The organism is Streptomyces virginiae (genome assembly GCF_040638905.1).
GTDB lineage: Bacteria > Actinomycetota > Actinomycetes > Streptomycetales > Streptomycetaceae > Streptomyces > Streptomyces virginiae_B.
In genome coordinates this window covers 2,725-22,570 of the sequence record NZ_JBEZYV010000054.1, presented here as the reverse complement: position 1 = coordinate 22,570, position 19,846 = coordinate 2,725, and the positions used below count along the sequence as shown (strand labels likewise).

14 protein-coding genes and 1 pseudogene are annotated in these 19,846 nt (G+C 75.3%); 8 read left to right on the top strand and 7 right to left on the bottom strand.

Annotated features, from left to right (window positions below):
• Positions 1-406 (bottom strand): annotated as a pseudogene (locus AB0F82_RS36485) (hypothetical protein); the annotation flags it as partial.
• Positions 407-694: 288 nt separating this feature from the next.
• Here AB0F82_RS36485 and AB0F82_RS36480 point away from each other — a divergent pair.
• From AB0F82_RS36480 to AB0F82_RS36465, 4 genes are all read left to right on the top strand, one after another.
• On the top strand, positions 695-1,693 hold the full coding sequence (locus tag AB0F82_RS36480; protein WP_362635605.1) for an MsnO8 family LLM class oxidoreductase: 999 nt from the start codon (positions 695-697) through the stop codon (positions 1,691-1,693).
• Between the two features lie 418 nt (positions 1,694-2,111).
• A complete protein-coding gene (locus AB0F82_RS36475) occupies positions 2,112-2,606 on the top strand; it encodes a lamin tail domain-containing protein (RefSeq protein WP_362635603.1) in 495 nt (164 codons plus the stop codon).
• Between the two features lie 277 nt (positions 2,607-2,883).
• Complete coding sequence (locus AB0F82_RS36470; RefSeq protein ID WP_362635600.1) at positions 2,884-3,099, top strand: hypothetical protein; 216 nt, start codon at positions 2,884-2,886, stop codon at positions 3,097-3,099.
• 320 nt (positions 3,100-3,419) lie between these two features.
• Positions 3,420-4,004 carry a GNAT family N-acetyltransferase gene (locus AB0F82_RS36465; protein WP_362635597.1) on the top strand — a complete coding sequence of 195 codons (585 nt, stop codon included), beginning with the start codon at positions 3,420-3,422 and terminating at the stop codon, positions 4,002-4,004.
• 376 nt (positions 4,005-4,380) lie between these two features.
• Here the strand turns inward: AB0F82_RS36465 and AB0F82_RS36460 are convergent, their stop codons facing one another.
• Together AB0F82_RS36460 and AB0F82_RS36455 are read right to left on the bottom strand one after the other, a co-directional pair.
• Positions 4,381-4,608, bottom strand: a complete 228-nt coding sequence (locus tag AB0F82_RS36460; RefSeq protein WP_362635594.1) for a hypothetical protein — start codon at positions 4,606-4,608, stop codon at positions 4,381-4,383.
• Between the two features lie 110 nt (positions 4,609-4,718).
• Positions 4,719-6,254, bottom strand: a complete 1,536-nt coding sequence (locus AB0F82_RS36455; RefSeq protein WP_362635592.1) for a DUF6056 family protein — start codon at positions 6,252-6,254, stop codon at positions 4,719-4,721.
• Positions 6,255-6,627: 373 nt separating this feature from the next.
• Between AB0F82_RS36455 and AB0F82_RS36450 the strand changes: the two genes are divergently transcribed.
• A complete protein-coding gene (locus AB0F82_RS36450; RefSeq protein ID WP_362635590.1) occupies positions 6,628-8,016 on the top strand; it encodes a hypothetical protein in 1,389 nt (462 codons plus the stop codon).
• A 794-nt stretch (positions 8,017-8,810) separates the two neighbouring features.
• Here the strand turns inward: AB0F82_RS36450 and AB0F82_RS36445 are convergent.
• The 4 genes from AB0F82_RS36445 to AB0F82_RS36430 form a co-directional block, all read right to left on the bottom strand.
• Positions 8,811-10,949, bottom strand: coding sequence for a PIG-L family deacetylase (locus AB0F82_RS36445; protein ID WP_362635587.1), 2,139 nt, complete (start codon positions 10,947-10,949; stop codon positions 8,811-8,813).
• A 1,224-nt stretch (positions 10,950-12,173) separates the two neighbouring features.
• Positions 12,174-12,632, bottom strand: coding sequence for a hypothetical protein (locus AB0F82_RS36440; RefSeq protein ID WP_362635584.1), 459 nt, complete (start codon positions 12,630-12,632; stop codon positions 12,174-12,176).
• A 314-nt stretch (positions 12,633-12,946) separates the two neighbouring features.
• Positions 12,947-14,044 (bottom strand): sugar ABC transporter substrate-binding protein, encoded by a 1,098-nt coding sequence (locus tag AB0F82_RS36435; RefSeq protein ID WP_362635582.1) that lies wholly within the window; start codon positions 14,042-14,044, stop codon positions 12,947-12,949.
• Positions 14,045-14,501: 457 nt separating this feature from the next.
• Positions 14,502-15,830, bottom strand: a complete 1,329-nt coding sequence (locus tag AB0F82_RS36430; protein ID WP_362635581.1) for a LuxR family transcriptional regulator — start codon at positions 15,828-15,830, stop codon at positions 14,502-14,504.
• Positions 15,831-17,000: 1,170 nt separating this feature from the next.
• Here AB0F82_RS36430 and AB0F82_RS36425 point away from each other — a divergent pair.
• From AB0F82_RS36425 to AB0F82_RS36415, 3 genes are all read left to right on the top strand, one after another.
• Positions 17,001-17,198 carry a hypothetical protein gene (locus tag AB0F82_RS36425; protein WP_362635578.1) on the top strand — a complete coding sequence of 66 codons (198 nt, stop codon included), beginning with the start codon at positions 17,001-17,003 and terminating at the stop codon, positions 17,196-17,198.
• A 468-nt stretch (positions 17,199-17,666) separates the two neighbouring features.
• A complete protein-coding gene (locus AB0F82_RS36420; protein WP_356816043.1) occupies positions 17,667-18,191 on the top strand; it encodes a stress protein in 525 nt (174 codons plus the stop codon).
• A 197-nt stretch (positions 18,192-18,388) separates the two neighbouring features.
• Positions 18,389-18,940 carry a stress protein gene (locus AB0F82_RS36415; RefSeq protein WP_362635575.1) on the top strand — a complete coding sequence of 184 codons (552 nt, stop codon included), beginning with the start codon at positions 18,389-18,391 and terminating at the stop codon, positions 18,938-18,940.
• Positions 18,941-19,846: the final 906 nt, after the last annotated feature.

Sequence of the window (19,846 nt, the reverse complement as noted above, 5' to 3'; positions counted from 1 at the left end):
GCGTACCGCCCTGGGTGTTGCCGTTGCCACCACCCTGCGTACCGCCCTGGGTGTTGCCGTTGCCACCACCCTGCGTACCGCCCTGGGTGTTGCCGTTGCCACCACCCTGCGTACCGCCCTGGGTGTTGCCGTTGCCACCACCCTGCGTACCGCCCTGGGTGTTGCCGCCCTTGTTGTGCTTCTTCTTCTTGCCGTGGTGGTCGTGCTTGTTCTTGTGGTCGTGCTTCTTGTGGTCGTGCTTGTTGTGGCTGACGACGCTCTCTACCGACGTGGTGGGGGCCGCCATCGCGGAAGACGTCGGGATGAGGATTCCGCCGGTGATCGCGGCGGCCGCGACGGCGGTGGCGAGGCGGAAGCCTCGACGCTTGGGGCGGGGGGTCTCGGACGTCTCGAACTTACGGTTCATGGTGTTTCTCCTGATCGGATCGGGCCCTGAACGGGCTCGGGGAAATTCGGGGCCTTTGCGATGCGGGGTTTGTTTCCGCCGCATCTGCGACCTCGTTTCCTTGTCGGTGAGGCGCATAACCAGTAAGCCCGTCCGCCGCACTGCCGGTCACGTTCCGGGAATTCGGGGCTTGACGTTTTTACGGATACGGGTTAGCCGGAAATCCGGCGGTCGGGGGTGTCCGGCCGCGGTGGCGTGAAAACGATCATCGGGGCGGTCGTGGGGAGGTGTGATCCCTATGCTGACGGCATGCTCGACATACCTCTTTCAGCGCTGGAAGTCGCGATGGTGCAGACGGGCACCCGCGCCGTGGACACCCTGCGGGACACCGCGGCCTTCGCCCAGGCAATGGAGCGGCTGGGCTACCGCCGCCTCTGGTACGCGGAGCACCACCACTCCCCCGCGATCGGTGCGTTCCCGCCGGTCGTGCTGACGGCGCACGCCGCCGCCTCGACCTCGGTGATCCGTCTCGGGTCGGGCGGGGTGCTGGCCCCCAACCACGCGCCCCTCACGGTGGCGGAGCAGTTCGGGACGCTGGCCGCCCTGCACGAGGACCGTATCGATCTGGGCATCGGCCGCGGTCCGGGGACGTTCGACGAGGCCATCGCCCGGGCGCTGCGCCGGGGGGCCGGGCCGGCGACGGACGCGGAGTACCGGCAGGACGTGGCCGCGGTCCTGTCGTTCCTGGTGGAGGAGGTCGCGCTCGGTCCGCTGCCGGAGCCGTGGCTGCTGGTTTCCAGTACCGCGGGGGCCGCTCTCGGCGCGGCGCTGGGTCTGCCGGTTGCGATCGCGCACCACATCCGGCCGGAGAACACCCTTGCGGCGGTGGAGGGTTACCGGGCGGCGTTCACTGCGTCCCGCTGGTGCGAGCGGCCCCGGGTGCTTTTGTGCGTGGAGACGGTGTGCGCGCCGACGCAGGAGGAGGCCGTGTGGCGGGCGGGTCCGATGAACGTGGTCAAGGCCGGGCTGGTGAAGGGGCTGAGCCAGACGCCGTTCCCCACGCCCGCGCAGGCGGCCGCCCACCCCTTCACGGAGCAGGAGCGGCAGGCGCTGGACGGTTTCCGTGCGCAGCAGGCGGTCGGGGATCCGGAGGTGGTGGTGGGGCGGCTGGCGCAGCTGGCCGCGGAGACCGGGGCGCAGGAGTTGATGCTGGCCACGCCCGTCTATGACCTGGGTGACCGGATCGCCTCCTATGAGCTGGTCAGGAAGTACTGGGGGGCGGCGACGGCGCCGGCGGTGTCGTCGTAGGCGGGCGGTTTTCTCGTACGCCGGAATCGTTTCCGCAGGTGTGTGCGAAGGGGCGGCGGGGGCGGCTGTTACAGGGGCTTGAACCCGTTCGGCGCAGGGGCGTGAGTGGTGGCCGGGGGCGGGGGCGGGAGGCGGGGAGGGCTGCTTGGCAGATCTCCCACCGGTGGGGGGCGGCGTGCGGGGTCCGGGGCGTCAATCCGGGTTTGACGGTTGCCCGTTACAAGGGAGAGTTACGGACATATCCGGATTGGGAAACACGGGGTGGAGGGGCGGTGTCCGGGTGTGGCGGGGGGCCAGAGTGTGGCTCCTCGGCCTGACGCCGGGAACCGTTTCGAGCCCGGCCGGCACGCACGTTCGCACCTACCTGTGCGGGGTGCCGGTGCGGGCCGCCCGTTGAAGTCGAAGGGGTTTGTCCTCCATGTCTGCTTCCCCCGCCGCCCGCCGCGCCCTCGCCGCCCTTCTGGCCGCCGGCACCCTGATCGGCGCCGCCGCCCTGCCCGCCGCGGCCGACGACCACCGCCGCGACCACCGCGGCCCCCACTCCCGCTCCTCCCTCGCCATCGGCGACGTCCAGTACGACAGCCCCGCCCGCCACGACCGCTCCCACCGCGCCCTGAACCGCGAATGGGTCGAGATCAAGAACACCGGCCGCCACAGCGTCAACCTCCGCGGCTTCACCCTCACCGACCAGCAGGGCAACCGCTACCGCTTCCCCGACTTCCGCCTGGACGGCCGCTCCGCCGTCAAGGTCCACACCGGACAGGGCCGCGACACCCGCCACGACCTCTACCAGGACCGCAGCCGGCAGATCTGGAACGACCGCGACACCGCCACCCTCCGCGACAACCGCGGCAACGTCATCGACACCGAGTCCTGGGGCCGCCGCGGACACCAGCACCAGCACCGCGGCTGATCCCGCCCGGCGGTCACCCCCACGGGGACGGTGACCGCCGGATGAAAGGGGTGCGGCGTGTCATGGCCGGGGCCGTGGCACGCCGCACCCGTGCGCGCAGGCGCGGGTGGTGTGCGGGGTGCGGGGTGCGGGGTGTGCGGGGGTGTGCGGGCGCGTGCATTCGGGTGGCGGCGTGCCGTGTCGGGCCGGTGGCGGGGGCCCGGTTGGCGATGCTGGGCCGGGCGCGGCATCGGGGCCGGCGCCCTCTCCCCCATCCCACGGCGAGTAGGAGTACGGCATGCCGACGGACGACGCGGTCGGGCGTTTCCTCGCGGCTCTGGAGCCGCACCGGCGTCAGGACGTCGCGGGCAGGCCGCGTGCGGAGCAGGAGCGGCTGGCGGCCGCCTGGGAGGAGGAGCTGGGCTCGGACGACGAGCTCGACACCCTCGATGAGCTCTCTCCGCCCGCGGCGGAGGCCGAGGCCGCCCGCCGGGTGATGGACCGCGAGTCCTGACCCGGCCGCCGGGGCCGGCGTCCGGGCCGGGGTCGGGGTCGGCGTCCGGCCGGGGCGGCGTCCGGGTCGGGCGGGCCGGGGCCGGGTCGGCCCGCCGGAGCCAGGTCAACCCCGCCGGGGCGGAGTCGGGCCGGGGTCGGGGCCGGGCCGGGGTCGGCGTCGGGCCGGCGGGGCCGGGTCGGGTCGGTTGGTCGGGGCCGGGTCGGTTGGTCGGGGCCGGGCCGGGGTCGGGTCGGGGCTGGCGTCCGGTGCCGGGGTCGGGGCCGGGCCGGTGGTTAATGGGTGGCCGGTGACTGCGGGGTGGGGGAAGACTGCGGCGGGTGCGTGAGTGTCTGGAAGTGTCCCCGGGTCTGCGGCTGCGGCGTTGGGTGCCGGCGGATGCCGGGGCGGTGCTGGCGGCGTTCGCCGAGCCGGTGATGTCGCGGCAGTCCGCCGAGCCGGTGGTGACGCTGCCGGCGGCGCGGCGCTGGCTGGCGGCCCGGATGGAGCAGTGGGATGCGGGGTCGGGGTTCGCGTTCGCGGTCGTCGACGGTGCGGACGTGGTGCTGGGGCATGTCGCGGTCGGTGCCGTCGAGCGGCGTCACGGCACCGGGTGGGTCTCGTACTGGACGACTGCGGCGGCCCGCGGGCGGGGTGTCGCGTCGGGCGGCTGCCGCGCGGTGGCGGCCTGGGCGTTCGAGGACGCCGGGCTGTTCCGGCTGGAGCTGGGCCATCGGGTCGACAACCCGGCTTCGTGCGCGGTGGCCCGGGCTGCGGGCTTCGCGGTCGAAGGGGTCCAGCGGCGCAAGCTCGAGTACGACGGTGTCCGCTACGACGTCGAGCTGCACGCGCGGCTGGCGACCGACCCCGAGGTGCCGCCCGGCCCGCCTCAGCCGCCCGGACACCTGAGGCGGCACTGCGGCTGAGGCGTGGCGGGCGGCTGAGCCGTCCCACCGCCTGAGGCGGGGCGGGCGCCTGAGGCGTGGCGGGCGGCTGAGGCCCGGACGTCTGAGGCGGGTCGGGGTCTGAGGCGGCACGGCGGCTGAGGCATCCCGGCGCCTGAGGCGGTCCGGCGTCTGAGGCAGTTGAGGCGGGCCGGACGGCAGAGGCCCGGACGGTTGAGGCGGCCCGGACGCCCGAGGCCCGGACGGTTGAGGCGGGCCGGCGTCTGAGGGTCGGGTGGTTGAGGCGGCCCGGACGCCCGAGGCCCGGACGGTTGAGGCGGCCCGGCGCCTGAGGGTCGGGCGGCCGGCCTGGGGCGGGGCCGCCACAGGGCCCGTCCCCTGGAGGCGGTCACGCCGGTCAGGCGGCTTGCCGGCGCCCGGGGGCCTTCCGCGTCTTCACTCCGGCGACGACGAGGGCCAGCCCCGCGGCGAGGATGCCGAGGCAGGCGGTGGGGGGAAGGGTGACGAGCTTGTGCAGCCAGCCCCACTGCGTGCCGAAGAGGGTCTGGGAGGCGAAGCCGACAAGCCCCTGGGCTCCTATGACGTAGCCGATGCTTTCGACGGTGTATCCGATGGTTGTTCGCACGGGTCAACCCTCTCGCGGCGGTGCTGCGGGAGCGTCCTGCGCAGGGCGGAGAAGGCGGTAGGCCAAAGGATGCAGTCGCCGTGCGGACGGCTTGCGGCGGGGGGTGGGGTTCAGCGGCGGTGGATGCGCTCGACGCCGTACCAGCGCGAGACGCAGGCGGCGACCCAGTCGCGGTCGTGGTCGGCGGTGAAGAAGGGTTCGGCGAGGCCGGCGATGTGCAGGGGGCGGTAGCCGACGTCCGTGGCGCCTTGCGCCGCCTCGGCGCGGATGCGGGTGTTCTGGGCGTCCCAGGCGATGGAGCGGGCCACCGTGGTGGTGGTGAGCTGCTGCAGGTGCGGGACGAGTGAGGCCATCGCGGCCAGGGTCAGGCAGAGCGCCGCCGTCGTGGCGGCCGCCGCGGCGGCGGGGCGGCGGACGGCCGGGCGGGGGCCGGCCCGGGCTCCCAGCAGGACTCCGTAGCCGCACAGGGCCAGTTCCATGGGCAGGAGGAAGCTCGTCCAGGTACGGGCGTACGTCCAGCCGGTGGGGCCGTATCCGCTGCGCAGGCCGGCCGCCACCGCGAACGAGCCCAGGATCACCACGGGCAGCGGCAGGAGCAGCAGGGCGGCCCGCGTCACCGGCCCGGCACCGGCACCGGCAGTGGGTGTGGGGTGGGGGCGTCGGGTGCGGAGGGCGGCGGCCAGGCCCAGCAGGAGGCCGGCGGCCGCGGCGGCGAGGTAGGCCCACTGGCCGGTGACGGTGTCCCACATGCGCAGCCAGTCCCCGAAGGTGGCGCGCAGTTCGTCCGCGGAGAGGAGCGGGGGCTTGTCGGGCTGCTGGGCGCGGCGCCAGCGGGCGCCCGGGGAGGTGTAGAGGACGGCGAGGCCGCAGGCGAGGCCGGCGCACCACAGCAGGCACCAGGTGAAGGGGCGCCAGGTCGCGGCGAGGCGCAGGCGGGGCAGGCACAGTACGGCGGTCAGGGCGGCGAGGAGGCCGCTGACGAGGGCGAAGGGTTCGCTCAGGGTGCCGAGGGCGAAGCCGATGAGGAGGGCGCCGGCCAGGCCGGCGGTGCGGACGGCGCGGCGGGGGTGGGTGACGGTGGCCAGGGCCAGCAGGAGGGCCCACAGGCCGATGGCGCTCGGCACGGTGTGGGAGATCGTGGCGGGGGCCCACAGCAGGACCTGGTAGCTGCGGGTGCCCGCGAGGTAGAGGAGCGCCTGGAGGGCCAGGGCGCAGGCGGTCAGGGCGAGCAGGGGCGGTGCGTGGCCGAGGGCGTGCAGGAGGCGGCGGCCCAGCAGGACGAGGGCGGCGGTGAGGGAGACGGCGATGAGGGTGGGGAGGATCTTGGTGCCGGCGGGTCCGCCGCCGTAGAGGAGGCCGCTGAGGAAGGCGTTGGTGATCCGGCCGTTCTGGGTCGTGTAGAAGTCGGCGGTGATGCCGAGGACTCCCAGGTCGCGGGCTTTCCAGGCGGCGCACCAGTCGTCGGAGGTGGGGCGGATGTAGAGGCCGAGGAAGCATCCGACGGCGACGAGGGCTCCTGCGGTGGCGGCGAGGGTCGCCGCGGCGGCGGGCAGGAGGGTGCGCAGCAGGGTGCGGGGGCCGGTGTTCGGGCCGGTCGGGCAGGAGGGGGTCACGAGGTCCTCGCCCTCGGCCGCCATGGTGCTCATGGGCCACCTCTTCGCAGCGTTCGCAGCGGGGGCCCGTCGGGCCAGGGCGGCCGGTGCGCCCCGCCGGCTGTGGTGATCGCACGGCCCGCGAAGACCCATGATGTGCACGGTTCGCCGCGGGCGGCATCCCGGGCGGGGCCGGTCGGCGCGGCCCGGCGGCGGGGGCGGGGGTGGGGGGTGGCGTGGGGCGTTGGGGTGGGGGCGGGGGTGGCGTGGGGTGTGGGGGTGAGGTGGGGGCGGGCGGTGGGGTGGGGGGTGGGGTGGGGGGTGGGTCACCCGGGCGGCGGGGTTTCCGTGGCGGGGCGGGCGGTGGTCTTCGAGGATGAGTGGGGGTCAGCGTCCGCGCGTATGCGGTGCGGCGGAGGGAGTGGCGATGCCCGTTGTCCTCGGCTGCTGGGCGGTGGCCGTGGCGGTGCTGGCCGGTACCGCCGTTCCGGTGTGCGGTGCGGGCGGTCATGCGCCGCTGTCGGGGTTCCCCGCCCCCAGCGTCGGGGTGTTGTCCAATGTGACGGCCGCCGAGGGGATTTCGTCCTCGCGGGCCGCCGGCGCCCGGTATGTGGAGGGCAGCAACGTGCTGCGGCTGGCGTCGGGGCGGTGGCTGTACCTGCCCGCGGGGCGGACGGTGTCGGTGGTGGTCGCGGCCGGTGACGGGCGGGCGCTGCGGCAGGTCGGGCAGAGCCGGGCCTGGCTGGCCTCCGGCCGCATCCCGGGCAGGTCGGCGGCCGAGCGGGCGGCGGCCGCGCGGGCGCTGCTGGCGATGCGGGCGCTGCTGCGGCCCAACGGGGCGATGGCGGCGGGGTGGAGTCCGGGCTGGATGTACTCCTGGCCGCGGGATTCGAGCTTTGCGTGCGCCGCGTTCGCGCACACCGGGCATGACGCGGAGGCGTTTCGGATCCTGCGGCACAGTGCGGCGACGCAGCGCGGGGACGGCAGCTGGGAGGCGCGCACGAAGCTGGACGGTTCCGGGCCGCCCGACGGCAGGCGGTGGCAGCTCGATGCCAACGGCTGGGTTCCGTGGGCGGTGTGGCAGTGGTACCGGGTGGCGCCGGCGGAGGGCCGGCGGGCGCGGCTGATGACGCTCTACCCGATGGTCCGTAAGGCGGCCGACCGTGCGGCGCGGTCGCTGGGGGCGGACGGGTTGCCGCCGGCGTCTCCCGACTACTGGGAGCTGATGACGTCGAGTGCGAACATCGGTACGGCCGCGCCGCTGCTGGCCGGGCTCAACGCCTCCGCGGACCTGGCGCGGGAGGCGGGCCGGCCGGGGGACGCGGCGCGGTGGGGGCGGGCGGCGCGGCGGCTGTCCGCGGGGATCTCCGCGCGGTTCTTCCCGCTCGGCTACCAGCGCACCGTCGACGGGCGGCACGGGCGCGACAGCGCGGTGACGTTCATGGCGCCGCCCTTCAACAGCGCTCCGGCCGGTCTGCCGACGGCGCTGGAGGCCACTTACCGGGCGCTGCGGCTGCCCAACGGGGGGCTGACGCCGGGCGATGATCCGGGGGCGCCGTGGGGGGCGACGGCGTGGACGCCCAGTACGGCGTTCTTCGCGCTGGCCTGGGCGGCCGGGGGGCGGCCGGCGAAGGCGGGGCCGGTGCTGGAGTGGGTGCTGTCGAAGCGGAACGCGCTCGGTGAGCTGCCGGAGAAGGTGGACACGGCGGGGCGGGCCGCGTCGGTGGCGCCGCTGGCGTGGACGGGTTCGATCGTGCTGTTGTCGCTGGTGGCGCTGGAGGGCGGGGGGCTGCCGGCGCCGCCCCTGCAGCCGTAGGAGGGTGGGGTGGGGGTGGGGCGGGATGGTGGCGGGGCCCGGCGTAGGTGCATCTCCTGGGCTCGGCGCCGTCCCTCAGGCGGGGCAGGGCGGGCACGGCGGGTTCGGATCGCGGTGGGGGCGGGTCCGCGGGGCCGGGATCCGGGCGTGGTGGGGGCCGGTCCGCGGGGCCCCTCCCTCGGCGGGGCGGGCGGGGTTTGGATCGTCCTGCGGACCGGTCCGCAGGGGTCGGGATCCGGGCGCGGTGCGGGCGGGTCCGCGGGGCCGGGCAGGGGTGTCTCCTCGGCTCGGCGCGTGCGGGCGATCGCGGTTGTGCCCGGTGGTTGCGCGCTCGTCCTGCGGGGACACCCCACCCTCTCCCCGCTCCCCAAGCGTCGGGCCCGGTTCCGGGAACCATCCGGGGCCGGTCCGGGACCGGTCCGCGGGGCGGGATCCGGGCGCGGTGCGGGCGGGTCCGCGGGGCCGGGCAGGGGTGTCTCCTCGGCTCGGTGCGTGCGGGCGATCGCGGTTGTGCTCGGGGGGTTGCGCGCTCGTCCTGCCTGCGTCGGGGCACTGCTCGGCCCGGCACGCCTTCACCGAGGCGTGGGGCGGTGCCCCGTCGGAGGGTCTCTCGTCCCCCCGCGCGCGGAACACGTCGCGGTCAGACGGCCAACGCGGCGCCCGCCCGGGGGGCACCCCATCGTGCCCGGGCTCCGCGGTGCGCGGCGGATGCATGGACCGGCGGGCTGGAGCGGGGGGCGTGGCTTGTCCGGCTGGGGGGCGGTGGTCGGTGTGGCCGTCGGGGCCCGGGGTGGTCAGTGGTGTCGGCCGGAGGGGTGGCGGGCGGCCTGGGCGAGGGCGGTGGGTGGGCCGGCGCGGTGCCAGGGGGCGGAGGGGGCCGGCTCGGCGGGACCGGGGGTGGGTGGGGGTGTGGTGGTGGTGTGCAGGTCCGCGTCCAGGCCGAGGGCGGCGGCAAGGCCGGTGCCGTCGGGGGTGGTCACGGTGGCCGGGGCTCCGGTGTAGAGCATCTGGGACTCGTACCAGGCGGGGGTCCGGCCGGGGAGGGTGACGGCGGCGGTGCCGGTGGCGGCGCGGCCGGCGAGGAGGTGGCCGGCGGCGGCGACGGCGCCGTAGCCGCCTTCGCCGCCGGCGGCGGCGGGCGGGGTGAGGAGGGGGGCGGCCGCGGTGGCGGTGGCCCGGGTGGTGGTGACGGTGCCGGTGCCGGGGTTGCGGTAGGAGAGGCGGACGCCGTCGCCTTGGGCGGTGGCGGTGAGGACGCCGGTGGTGGCGGGCAGGCCGGTGGGGAAGGGGCCGGCGAGCGGGGCGCCGGGGGCGGGCTGGGTCCAGGCCAGGACGGTGCGGTCGGTGGCCGCGTAGACGTGGCGGCGGCCGGCGCTGTCGGTCGCGGTGGCGGGGTCGCCCTGCAGGGCGGTGCCGCCCAGGGTCTGCCAGGGGCCGAAGTCGGAGCCGGGGGTGTTCTGGGTGCGGGCGCGCAGGGTGCGGCGGGAGTCGCGTATGTAGACGGTGATGCGGCCGGTGGCGTCGACGGCGGCGGTGGGTGCGCCGATCGCGGAGGTGGCGGAGAGGTCGCCGGTGTCGGGGGTGCCGAGGGTCTGCCAGGGGCCGAAGTCGGCGCCGGGGGCGTTCTGGAGGGCGTAGACGGTCTCGCGCCGGTAGTCCTGGGGGGTGGTGGCCGAGATGGTGCGGGTGGCGAGGACGGCGATGCGGCCGTCGGGCAGGCGGGCGGTGGAGGCGCCTGCGTCGATGGTGGTGCCGGGGGCGGTGGGGGGCAGGAAGCGGGGGCCCTGCCAGGGCGCGTCGGGGCCGGGGCGGGTCCAGTGGGCCATCTGGCCGTCGAGGGCGGCGAAGGCGTAGAGGCGGCCGGGCGGGCCTTGGGTGATCCAGGTGGTGGACTCGCCGCGGCTGTAGCGGATGGTCTGGTTCCATCCGGCGCCGGTGGGCCGGGTCGCGGTCTTGCGGTCGCCGCAGCCGGCGGGGCTGCCGCACCAGTCCTGGTGGTCGCTCCAGGCGTAGGTCTTGAGGTAGCCGAGTTTCTCCTCGGCGGCTTTCGCGTCGAGGGTGGGGGGCAGGGAGCTGTTGGGGTAGCTGACGTAGTTCTGGACCGAGAAGTGCGGCCTGCCGGAGGTGGCGGCGTAGCGTTCGGTGGCGGCCTGCACGAAGCGGGCGCCGTACATGTGGTCCTGGTGGTCGAGGAAGGCGCCGGCGGGCTGGGCGCGGCCGGGGGTGGGGTCCTGGGTGCGGATGGTGGTGGGCCGGTAGAGCGCGAGGACGTTGGCGATGGCCTGGACGGCCTGGTCGCGGGTGTAGGTGAAGGGGGTCTGGACGGGGCTGCCGGAGGCGAGCTGGGAGCCGAGGGCGGGGACCTTGCCGTCCCACAGGCCGCGCAGGCTGTCGGGGTTGTCGCCGGAGATGCTGCGGGCTTCGCGCATCTGCATCCACACCAGGTTGACCTCGGGGCGGGCGAGGAGGACGTCGACTTCGGCGCTGCCGCCGCCGGTGGTGGGTATGGAGGTGCGCTGCCAGGCGCTGGTGCGCCGGCCGGTGGCCATCTCGGCGTAGGCGGCGCGTATGCCGTTCTGGCGGGCTTCGGCGTAGGAGGCGTGGTCGGCGGGGCGGGTGGGGTCTTGCAGGTGCGGGCTGTGGGCTTCGTTCCTGCCGTCGGACTCGCCTGCGGTCAGGTAGACGGTGGTGACCTTGACGCCGGTGGATATGGAGCGGCTGAGGTCGGGGTTCATGAAGAAGAGGTCGTCGTCGGGGTGTGCGACGACCTGCAGGACCGTGCCCTGGGTCACGCTGGGGCGGGAGGGGGTCTGGGGGGCGGCGGCCGGTGCGGGGGCGGTGCCGTATCCGTGGGCCCAGGTCGTGACTCCGGCGGCGCCGACGGTGAGGGCGGCGAGCAGGGCCGCGAGGCGGGTGCGGCTGGCCAGGGACATCTGCGGGCGCCTTGGGGTCGGTCCGGTGCGGGGGTGCTCCGAAGAGGAGGGGGGTCGGTGCCCCGATGGCTGGAGCACTTCCGGAGACGACGACCGGGGCCGATTATGCCCCGCGTGTTTTCTGCTGACACACCCTCAAGAGGCATATGAAGTAAAACCAGTTGAATGCGAAATATGGGCGTCTTGTACCAATTTGGCAGTGGTTGGGTGGGGTGGAATGGGAGGGGGCGGGGTGGCGTGCGTCACGTGGGGGGTGTGGGCGGGGCGGTGGATTTCCGTCGACTTCTGCGGACTTCTGTCGACTTCCGGGGGTTTCCCGACTGCCTGGGCAGGGGTTTCACGGTTCCGCGGGCGCTCGGTGCGGCTGCGGCCGCAGGGCGGGCCGGCGGGTGGGCGGACGGGGCACGCAGGGCGGCGGTGAGGTCGCTCACACCGGCCGGGGCGGGGTGGCCGGCGGGCGGTCGGCGGCGACGGCCGGCGGACCGGGCGCCGGGGGGGCGGTCGGGGCGCACCGGGTCCGGGCGGGCGGCCCGGCCCGGTGGCCCGGCGCGGTGGCCGGGTGCCGGCCCGGCCCGGTGGCCGGGTCCGGCCCGGCGGGCCCGCAGGGCCGGCGCGTCGGGGCGGCGCGTCGGGGCGGCGCCTCGGGGCGGCGCCTCGGGGCGGCGCCTCGGGGCGGCGCCTCGGGCGGTCGGGGCGGCGCGTCGCCGCGCAGCAGCCGGCCGGCGCACGCGCCGGTGACGACCCGGTTCAGGCCGCCGCCGCTGACGTCGGCGGACAGCTCGACGGTGCCGGCGGCGCCGGGGGCCGGGCTTTGACGCCGTCGTGCCCACCGGGGATACCGGGAATGCCGGGGCGGGATACCGGGGATGCCGGCGGGTGGTCGCTGGCGCGCCCCGCCGGCGCAGGCGGAGAAGCCGACGCCCGGTGGACGGGCCGGCTCCGTCCGGGCCGCCCAACGCGGACCGGACCTGCCCCCGGGCGGTGGGAAGGTCGCCGCCGCCCGGGCAGGGGTCCCGTGGAGCAGGGGGATGCCCCTGGTGCCCGGCCGCACCGGCGGTGACGGGGGTAGGAGAAGCGCGCCGCCGCTCTCGGGACGGGCGGGGTCGTGCGGACGCGCCAGGGCGCGCCGGGTGGCCGGCGGTTCGATCGCCGGCGGGCGCCGGTGTTCCGGACGCTCCATCACCAGGACCCGCTCCCCCGGTACGGCGGCCAGGAGCACGGGCGTCACGGCGGACCAGTCCCGTGCGGCCAGGAGCAGCGGGACCACCTCGCGGGCGTACGCACCGCCGGGGCCGGGGTCGGAGGGGTCGGCGGTGATCTGTTCGACCCCTTGCGGTGGTCTGCGGGCGCCGCCAGGGCGCCGGGGGGGCCGGCGGTTCGGTCGCCGGCCGGGCGCCGGTGTTCCGGACGCTCCATCACCAGGACCCGCTCCCCCGGTACGGCGGCCAGGAGCACGGGCGTCACGGCGGACCGGGCCAGTGCGGCCCGGAGCAGCGCCATCTCGCGGGCGTACGTACCGCCGGGGCCGGGGCCGGAGTCGGCGGCGATCTGCTCGACCCCTGCGGTGGTCTGCGGGCGCGCCGTGTGGCCGGCGGTTCGGTCGTCGGCCGGGCGCCGGGGTTCCGGACGCTCCATCACCAGGACCCGCTCCCCCGGTTCAGGGGCCAGGAGCAGGGGGGCCACCTGCTCGGGCGTACGTACCGCCGGGGCCGGAGTCGGGGTCGGGGTCGGGGTCGGCGGTGATCTGCTCGACCCCGGCGGTGGTCTGCGTCGGCTCGGTGCGCACGCGCGCGGGCGGGTGCGCCCCGGTGCGCCGGGCTGGGCCCGCAGTGCGTTCCCGAACGGCCCGGATGACCCCGTGGGCTCGTCCTTCCACCGCGGTGCCGGGAGGATGTACGGGCTTACGGGCTTACGGGGTTGGGGTGTGGCGGGGTGGCGGTGTTCTCCGTCCCGTCCCCGCCGCCGCGGTCGGGCGGCGGGGTCTGCGGGGCGGGGTGCTACTTCAGGCCGATCTCCTCGCAGGCGGCTCTGATGGCGTCGGTGCAGATTTCCTCGGGGGTGTAGACGCCGTCGAGGATCACGGTGGTGCGGATGTCCTCGCGGGTCACCGGCACGCCGGGGATGAGGACGGCGGGGACGCGCTTGGTGGTCGGGCTGTTGACGACCTGGTTGATGATTCCGTCGATCTTCTCGCCCTGGGCGAGGAGGACGGCGAGTTCGGCCGCGGCCTCGGCCTCGCGGGCGTAGGGCTTGTAGACGGTCATGAACTGCTCGCCCGCCACGATGCGCCGCACGCCGGCGAGTTCGGCGTCCTGGCCGGTGACCGGGGGCAGGGGGTTGACGCCGGCGGCCTTGAGGGCGGTGATGATGCCGCCGGCCATGCCGTCGTTGGCGGAGTAGACGCCGACGATCTTGTCCTTGCCGAGCGCGGAGAGCGCGGCCGCCATGTTGGCGGTGGCGTTCTCGGGCTTCCACTCGACGGTGTCGTACTCCTTGCCGACGTTGACCTTGCCGTCCAGGACGGAACGGGCGCCGGATTTGAAGCTGGCGGCGTTGGGGTCGGTGACCGCGCCGTTCATCATGACGATCTTCCCGGTCCTGGCCTTGTCGCCCAGGGCGTCCAGCAGGGCCTTGCCCTGGACGCGGCCGACGTCCTCGTTGTCGAAGGAGGTGTAGGCGTCGATGGGGCCCTCGGCCAGGCGGTCGTAGGCGACCACCGCGATGCCCGCCTCCTTGGCCTTGGTCACCGCGCCGGCGATGGCCTTGGCGTCCACCGCGTCGATGACCAGGACGTCCACCTTGTCCTTGATCATCGCGTCGGCCTGGGCGCTCTGCCGGGTCGCGTCGCCGCCGGCGTTGGCGTAGAGCACCTTGCCCTTGCCCAGGGTCAGCAGGGCGACCTTCTTCTCCATCAGCGGCTTGTCGAACTTCTCGTAGCGCGCTGTCTCGTTCTCGGGGAGCAGCAGACCGATCCTGACCGCGGCACCGCTGTCGCCCTTGTCGCCGGAGCCGTCGGAGCCGCCGCAGGCGGTGAGCGTGACGGCGAGCGCCGCAACGGCCAGAGCAACGGGGGCACGCCCCAGATACGCGTTCACGAGGTGAGCCTCCCTGACAGGGCCGTGTCCGTACGGCCGAGGGGAGGCAGTCAACGTGCCCGCACCGCTGCCGTCAAGAAGTGAATCCCTAACGAGATGGCAACGCTGTCACCGCCCCCTGCACCGTGTCCGTGCAGGGCTTTCCCCGGTCGTCGGCCGTCCACCCCCCGCTCTGGTGTCAACTCCTGAAGGGTGGGGGGCGGGTGGGCTCTTCGGCACGTGAGCGGGCGCGTGCCGGGGGCGGGGTGTGGGCCGGGGCGGAGGTGGGGTCGGGGTGGAAGTGGTGGGGTCGGGGCGGAAGTGGTGGGGTCGGGGCGGAAGTGGTGGGGTCGGGGCGGAAGTGGTGGGGTCGGGGCGGCCGGGCGGGAGGCGCGTGCGGGGGCGGGGTGTGCCGGGGGCGCTGGTTTTCGGCGGGCGGTGGTTTTCGGGGGGCAGGGTTGCCAGGGGTGGGCTTTTTTCAGGGGGCGGTGGTGGCGCGGTGGGGGCCACCGGTGGGCGGGGCGGTGGACGCGGAGCGCAGGGCGAGGAGGTAGCCGGCCTGGAAGCGGCTCTCGGCGCCGAGTTCGTCCATCAGCTCGGCGATGTGGCGCCGGCAGGTCCGCAGGGACATGCCGAGCCTGCGGGCGATGAGCTCGTCCTTGGCGCCGTCGGCCAGCCGGCCGGCGATGGTGTGCTGCAGCTGGGTGGAGGTGGTGGCGGTGTAGGAGGCGGAGAAGGGCTCGGCGAGGCTCCAGGCGTTGGCGAATACCGAGCAGAGGAAGGCGACGGCGGAGGGTTCGCGCAGGACGACGGCCGCGTCGGGGTTGTCCCAGACCGGGAGGAAGGCGGTGGCGCGGTCGAAGACCAGCATCTTGCCGAAGAGTTCGCCCAGGGTGCGGACCTCGGCGCCGGCCGCGCTCACGGCCCGGACGTACTCCTGGGTGCCGGGGCTGTAGCGGGCGGTGTGCTGGTAGAGGGTCTGCAGGCGCACCCCGCGGCCCAGCATCTCCAGATCCCGCGGGAGCGCGCGCTCCAGGTAGCCGGGCGGGCGGCCGCCGCCGGGCTGGACGGTGAGGACCTCCTGGGTGCAGCGGGCCGCAGCGTCGGAGATGAGGAGCATGACGCGGTCGCGGGCCTCGACCACCTCCACGGCGCCTGAGTCGGCCCCGCGGCGGTAGGTCTCCTCGTACAGGGGGATCAGCGAGCTGAGCCGGGCGCGGGTGCGCTCCAGGGTCTCCAGGCGGCGGCGCAGCCGGTTCTCCTCCGGTCCCACCAGTTCGGCGGCGGCGGTGTAGGGGCTGACGGCCCGCCACCGGGCGCGGGTGTCGTCGGGGTCGTGGGCCAGGAGGCGGTGGCGCACCAGCTCGGCGGCGGCCCGCTCGGTGTGGTCCTCGCTCAGGCCGAGCGCGGCGGCCAGGGCGGTGGTCGGGGCGGGGCCGTCCTCCAGCAGCCGGGTGTAGAGCCGGATCGCCGTCGGACCGAGGACGGCGGGATCCGCCGGGGCGGGGGCGGGGGCGGAGGCCGGGGACGGGGCGGGGGCCGCCGGGGCCGGGCCGGGAACCAGAGCCGGAGCTGGATCCGCAGCCGGGCCTGGTGCTGGGGCCGGGCCGGAGGCCGGGGCCAGGACGGGAGCCGGGGCCAGGGCCGGGGCGGAAGCCGCCGGAGCCGGGGCGGAAGTCGGAGCCGGATACGCAGCCGGGGCGGGAGCCGGGGCCGCAGGCAGGTAGGGGTCGGGAGCCGGGGCCGAAACGGGAGCCAGAGCCGGACCTGGGTCGAGAGCCGCGGCCGGGCCGGAGGCCGGGGCCACAGCCAGGGCCGGGCCGGGAGCCGCAGCCGGGTCGGGGACCGGGACCGGGCCGGGGGCTGGGACCGGGCCGGGGGCTGGGACCGCAGCCGGGTCGGGAACTGCGGTTGTAGCCGGGCCGGAGGCCGCCGGGGCCGGGGCGGAAGTCGGAGCCGGATACGCAGCCGGGCCGGGAGCCGGAGCCGGGTCGGGGTCGAGGGCCGAAGCCATGGCCGGGGCCGGGCCGGGAGCCGGGACCGGGACCCGGACCGCGGCGGAGGCCGCGGCCGCAGGCAGGTAGGGATCGGGAGCCGGGGCCACAGCCAGGGCCGGGCCGGAGGCCGGAGCCGGACTGGAAGCCGGAGCCGGAGCGGGGTCGGGGACCGTAGCCGGGCCGGGGCCGGAGGCCACAGCCTGGCCCGGGGCCGCCGGAGCCGGGGCGGAAGTCGGAGCCGGATACGCAGCCGGGCCGGGAGCCGGGTCGGGAACCGGGGCCGTGGCGGGGGCGGAGGCCGGGGCCGCAGACAGGTAGGGGTGAAAAGCCGGGTCGGGGTCGAGAGCCGCAGCCGAGCCGGAGGCCGGGGCAGCACCCAGGGCCGGGTCGGGAGCCGCAGCCGCAGCCGAGCCGGAGGCCGGGGCAGCACCCAGGGCCGGGTCGGGAGCCGCAGCCGCAGCCGGGCCGGAGGCCGCAGCCGCGGCTGGGGCCGGGCCTGGGGCCGGGCCTGGGGCCGGGCCTGGGGCCGGTGGGGGCGGTAATGCCACCGGCGCTGCCTCTGCGGATGCCTCGGTATCGGTGGTTCTGTCCATGTTTTGCACCCCTCCCTTTCGTGCCACGCACTTTGCTGAGGCCCGTTCCCGCTGGACCCCGAGTTCCCGGCCGGAGATTCTTGTGTCACCGGAAAGAAACACCCGGCAGGAATCAGATCGGAATTAACTTTCTCAGGAGAACAGCATGAAGTTCACTCGGTTCCTTTGTGCGGCGGCGCTGGCCGTTGGTATTGCGGGCAGCATCGTTTCCGGCGCGGCGTCCGACTCCGGATCCGGTTCGGCTTCCGCACTCACTTCCGCCCCGTGCGAGAGCCGTCCGGGGGACACCGAGTGGACCAACCCCGCGACCCACTGCCCTCCGGTCCTCTAGAGCCGATCGGGCACCGCCAGGTTCCACTCCCGCCTGAAAGTCACTGGAAGAACCCGATGCCGAACCCCTCTTCCCACCCCCGGGAAGCCGGTCTTCCCTGGTGGCAGGCCCTCTCGCTGGTCTGTGCCGGATGCCTGGCCGTCCTGCTGCACCGGCGGATCACCGACCCCTCCCCCTCCCGGGCCCCCCGCCGCACCGGCGGCGGGAGGCCGTCGCACAACGACGCGGCCGCGCATCTCACCACTTCCTGGTGACGAGAAAAACCCTTCCCGCCCCCGGGCCGACCGAGAGCGTTTTCAGTAAATCAGTGATCCGGGGCGGCGGAGGGGTCGGCCGAATGGGTTCGGCCTGAAATAGGCCCGATCCTTTCCCTTCCGGCCACCCGACGGCGACGCCCCGGCCGCCCGCCCGGGAAATCCCGCCCCGGGGGCACAGCATTCACAGCCCCCTATTCACCCGGCAGGGCCCCGGGCCCGCCTCCGGCCCACTTCCGGGACTGCTCCCGACCACCCTCCCGGCTCCCCGCTCCCCGCTCCCCGCGGCCCGCTTCGGGGCGGCTCACGGCTCGACGCCGGCCCCGCCCACGCCCCGCCCATCTCCGGGCACGATCACGCCCGGTCCGCTTCCCACCCCGCCCTCGCGGCCCCGCCCGCGGCCCCCGACAGCCCGTAGGGCTCTCACAGCCACCGAATGTCCGTTAAATCCTTTGAAGGAGTAAAGGTATGCGTATCAGCCGTAAGCGTGTCGCTGTCATGATCGTCAGCTCGGTCGCCGCCGCGGGGGTCCTGCTGCCCTCGGCGGCCTCCTACGCCGCCCAGACGCCCGCCCCGGCCGGCCCGGCCGCGGTGCAGGGGGTCGCTCCGGGCGAGGTGGGCGCCCTCGCGGGGAAGGTCGACGTCGCCTCCGCGGTCCTCGACATCACCCAGAAGATCGTCAACATCGTCAACGAGGCCATCGAGCGCAAGCAGAACCGCTCCGGCTACGTGAAGTCCCTGATGGAGGGCGCCTTCTACGAGTCGGGCCAGCGCTACAACGTGATGGTCATCAACAACGCCAACAGCTACACCCCCAACCTGCACGGCGTGGTCTACGACGCCAAGGTCAGCGGCATCCACGGCACCTACCGGGTGCTGGTCTTCGAGTCCGGCCAGTTCACCAACCACGGCGACGGCGGCTGGATCAACTGGGCCTTCCGCGGCTGGTTCGACCGCGACGGCGGCCACGTGAACTTCCGCCGCTCCTGGTAACCGCCCACCCCACATCCCACCCGGCCCCTGCCTCGGCCCCGGCCTCTGCCCCGGCCGGGCCCCGGCCTCCGGCCCCCGGCCCCCGGCTCCGGCTCCGGCCTCGGCTCCGGCCCCTGCCGGCCCCGGCTTCTCCCGCGCCGCGCCGCTCCGACCTGCCCCGCCCCGCCCCCGTACCGGAAGAACAGGACTCCACCGCCATGCGCCGTACCACCACGCTCGCCACGATCGCCCTGACCGCGCTCACCCTGACCGGGGCGGCCGCGCTCCCCGCCCAGGCCGCCGGGCACCCCGCCCCGACCCCCGCCGCCCTCTCCGCTCCCGCCTCCCCCGCCACCTCCTCCCCCGCCACCTCCGCGGCCGAGCCCGACGCGGCGGCCGCCGCCGACAAGAGCGTGAGCGTCAGCGTCTCCATGGACCAGCTCGGCCACGGCAAGGCCATCGCCGACGCCCTGCGCGCCATCAAGACCGACGACCGCGGCACGTTCGTGCAGGAAGCGGTCGACAAGGCCTTCAAGGCCGCCGGCGGCCGGCACAACGTGATGCTGTTCAACCTCAGCCAGAACTACAACGACCAGTTCCAGGGCACCCGCGTCTACGCCAACGTCCAATGGGGCAACATCCACTACGGCCTGTGGATCTTCGAATCCGGGCAGTTCACCAACCAGGGCGACGGCGGCTGGATCAACTGGGGCTTCGTCGGCTGGTACGAACGCAACGGCGGCCACGTGAAGTTCAACCGCTCCTGGTAACCCCCGCCCCGCCCACCACCCCCCTGCCGGCCCCGTTGCCAGCCACCACCCCCCGCAGGAAACCCACCGGACCCCACCCCGACCACACCCCCGCACCCCCGCCCGCCCGGCCCCCGGCCGTGGCGGGCGGCGGCATCTGCCAGCGCTTGCGGGAGAAGCACAGGAGAAGGAAAGGGGGGAGTGGAGGGCAGGAGAAGGGGGGAGTGGAGGACCGCCACGCCCGATCCTCCATCCCGGTGAGGCACACTCCAGCCCTGTCCGCCCGCACCGGGCACGCCGCAGCCTGCGGCCGATACGGCGCAGGCGGCCGGCGCGTACCACAGCGCCGGCAACAACCCCCCTGCACGACACCCCTCACGACCTGCCCCGCCCCCCAGCAGCCGGAATGGAAGACGCAGCACCCCGACGAGGCCACCGGCGACTGATTCACCGACCGGGCAGAGCACCGAACGCAAGCCGCGCCGCGGGAACGGCCGCACACACCGGCGAACTGCTCAGCCCCGACAACGCCTTCGATGCCGGCGGCCCGGCCGGGCCTGCCGCCGGGCCGGCCGCCGGCAGGGGGTTTCACCATCGAGCCGGGAGCCGCACCGTCGGGGTCAGCAACAAGACGAACGGCCCCCTGCAGGACCTGGACCGCACACAGATGAACACCCACGCCGAAACAGAGGCCCGGCGAAAGAGCGGGCAGCAGTACCAACTCCAAGACCGCACACCACATCCGCGCACCAGTCGCGAACGACAAGCCGGGCCCCGAAGCCGCCAAGACCACCGAACCCGGCCGTCACGAGCCTGCCTGGCCCCGCAAGCCCCCCCCCGACCTCGTCAGCGACCCCCTCCCCCGGTCCCACCCCCCCACTACCCGGGGGGCGGAACCGGGCAGGGGCCGGCGGGGTAGCGGCAGGT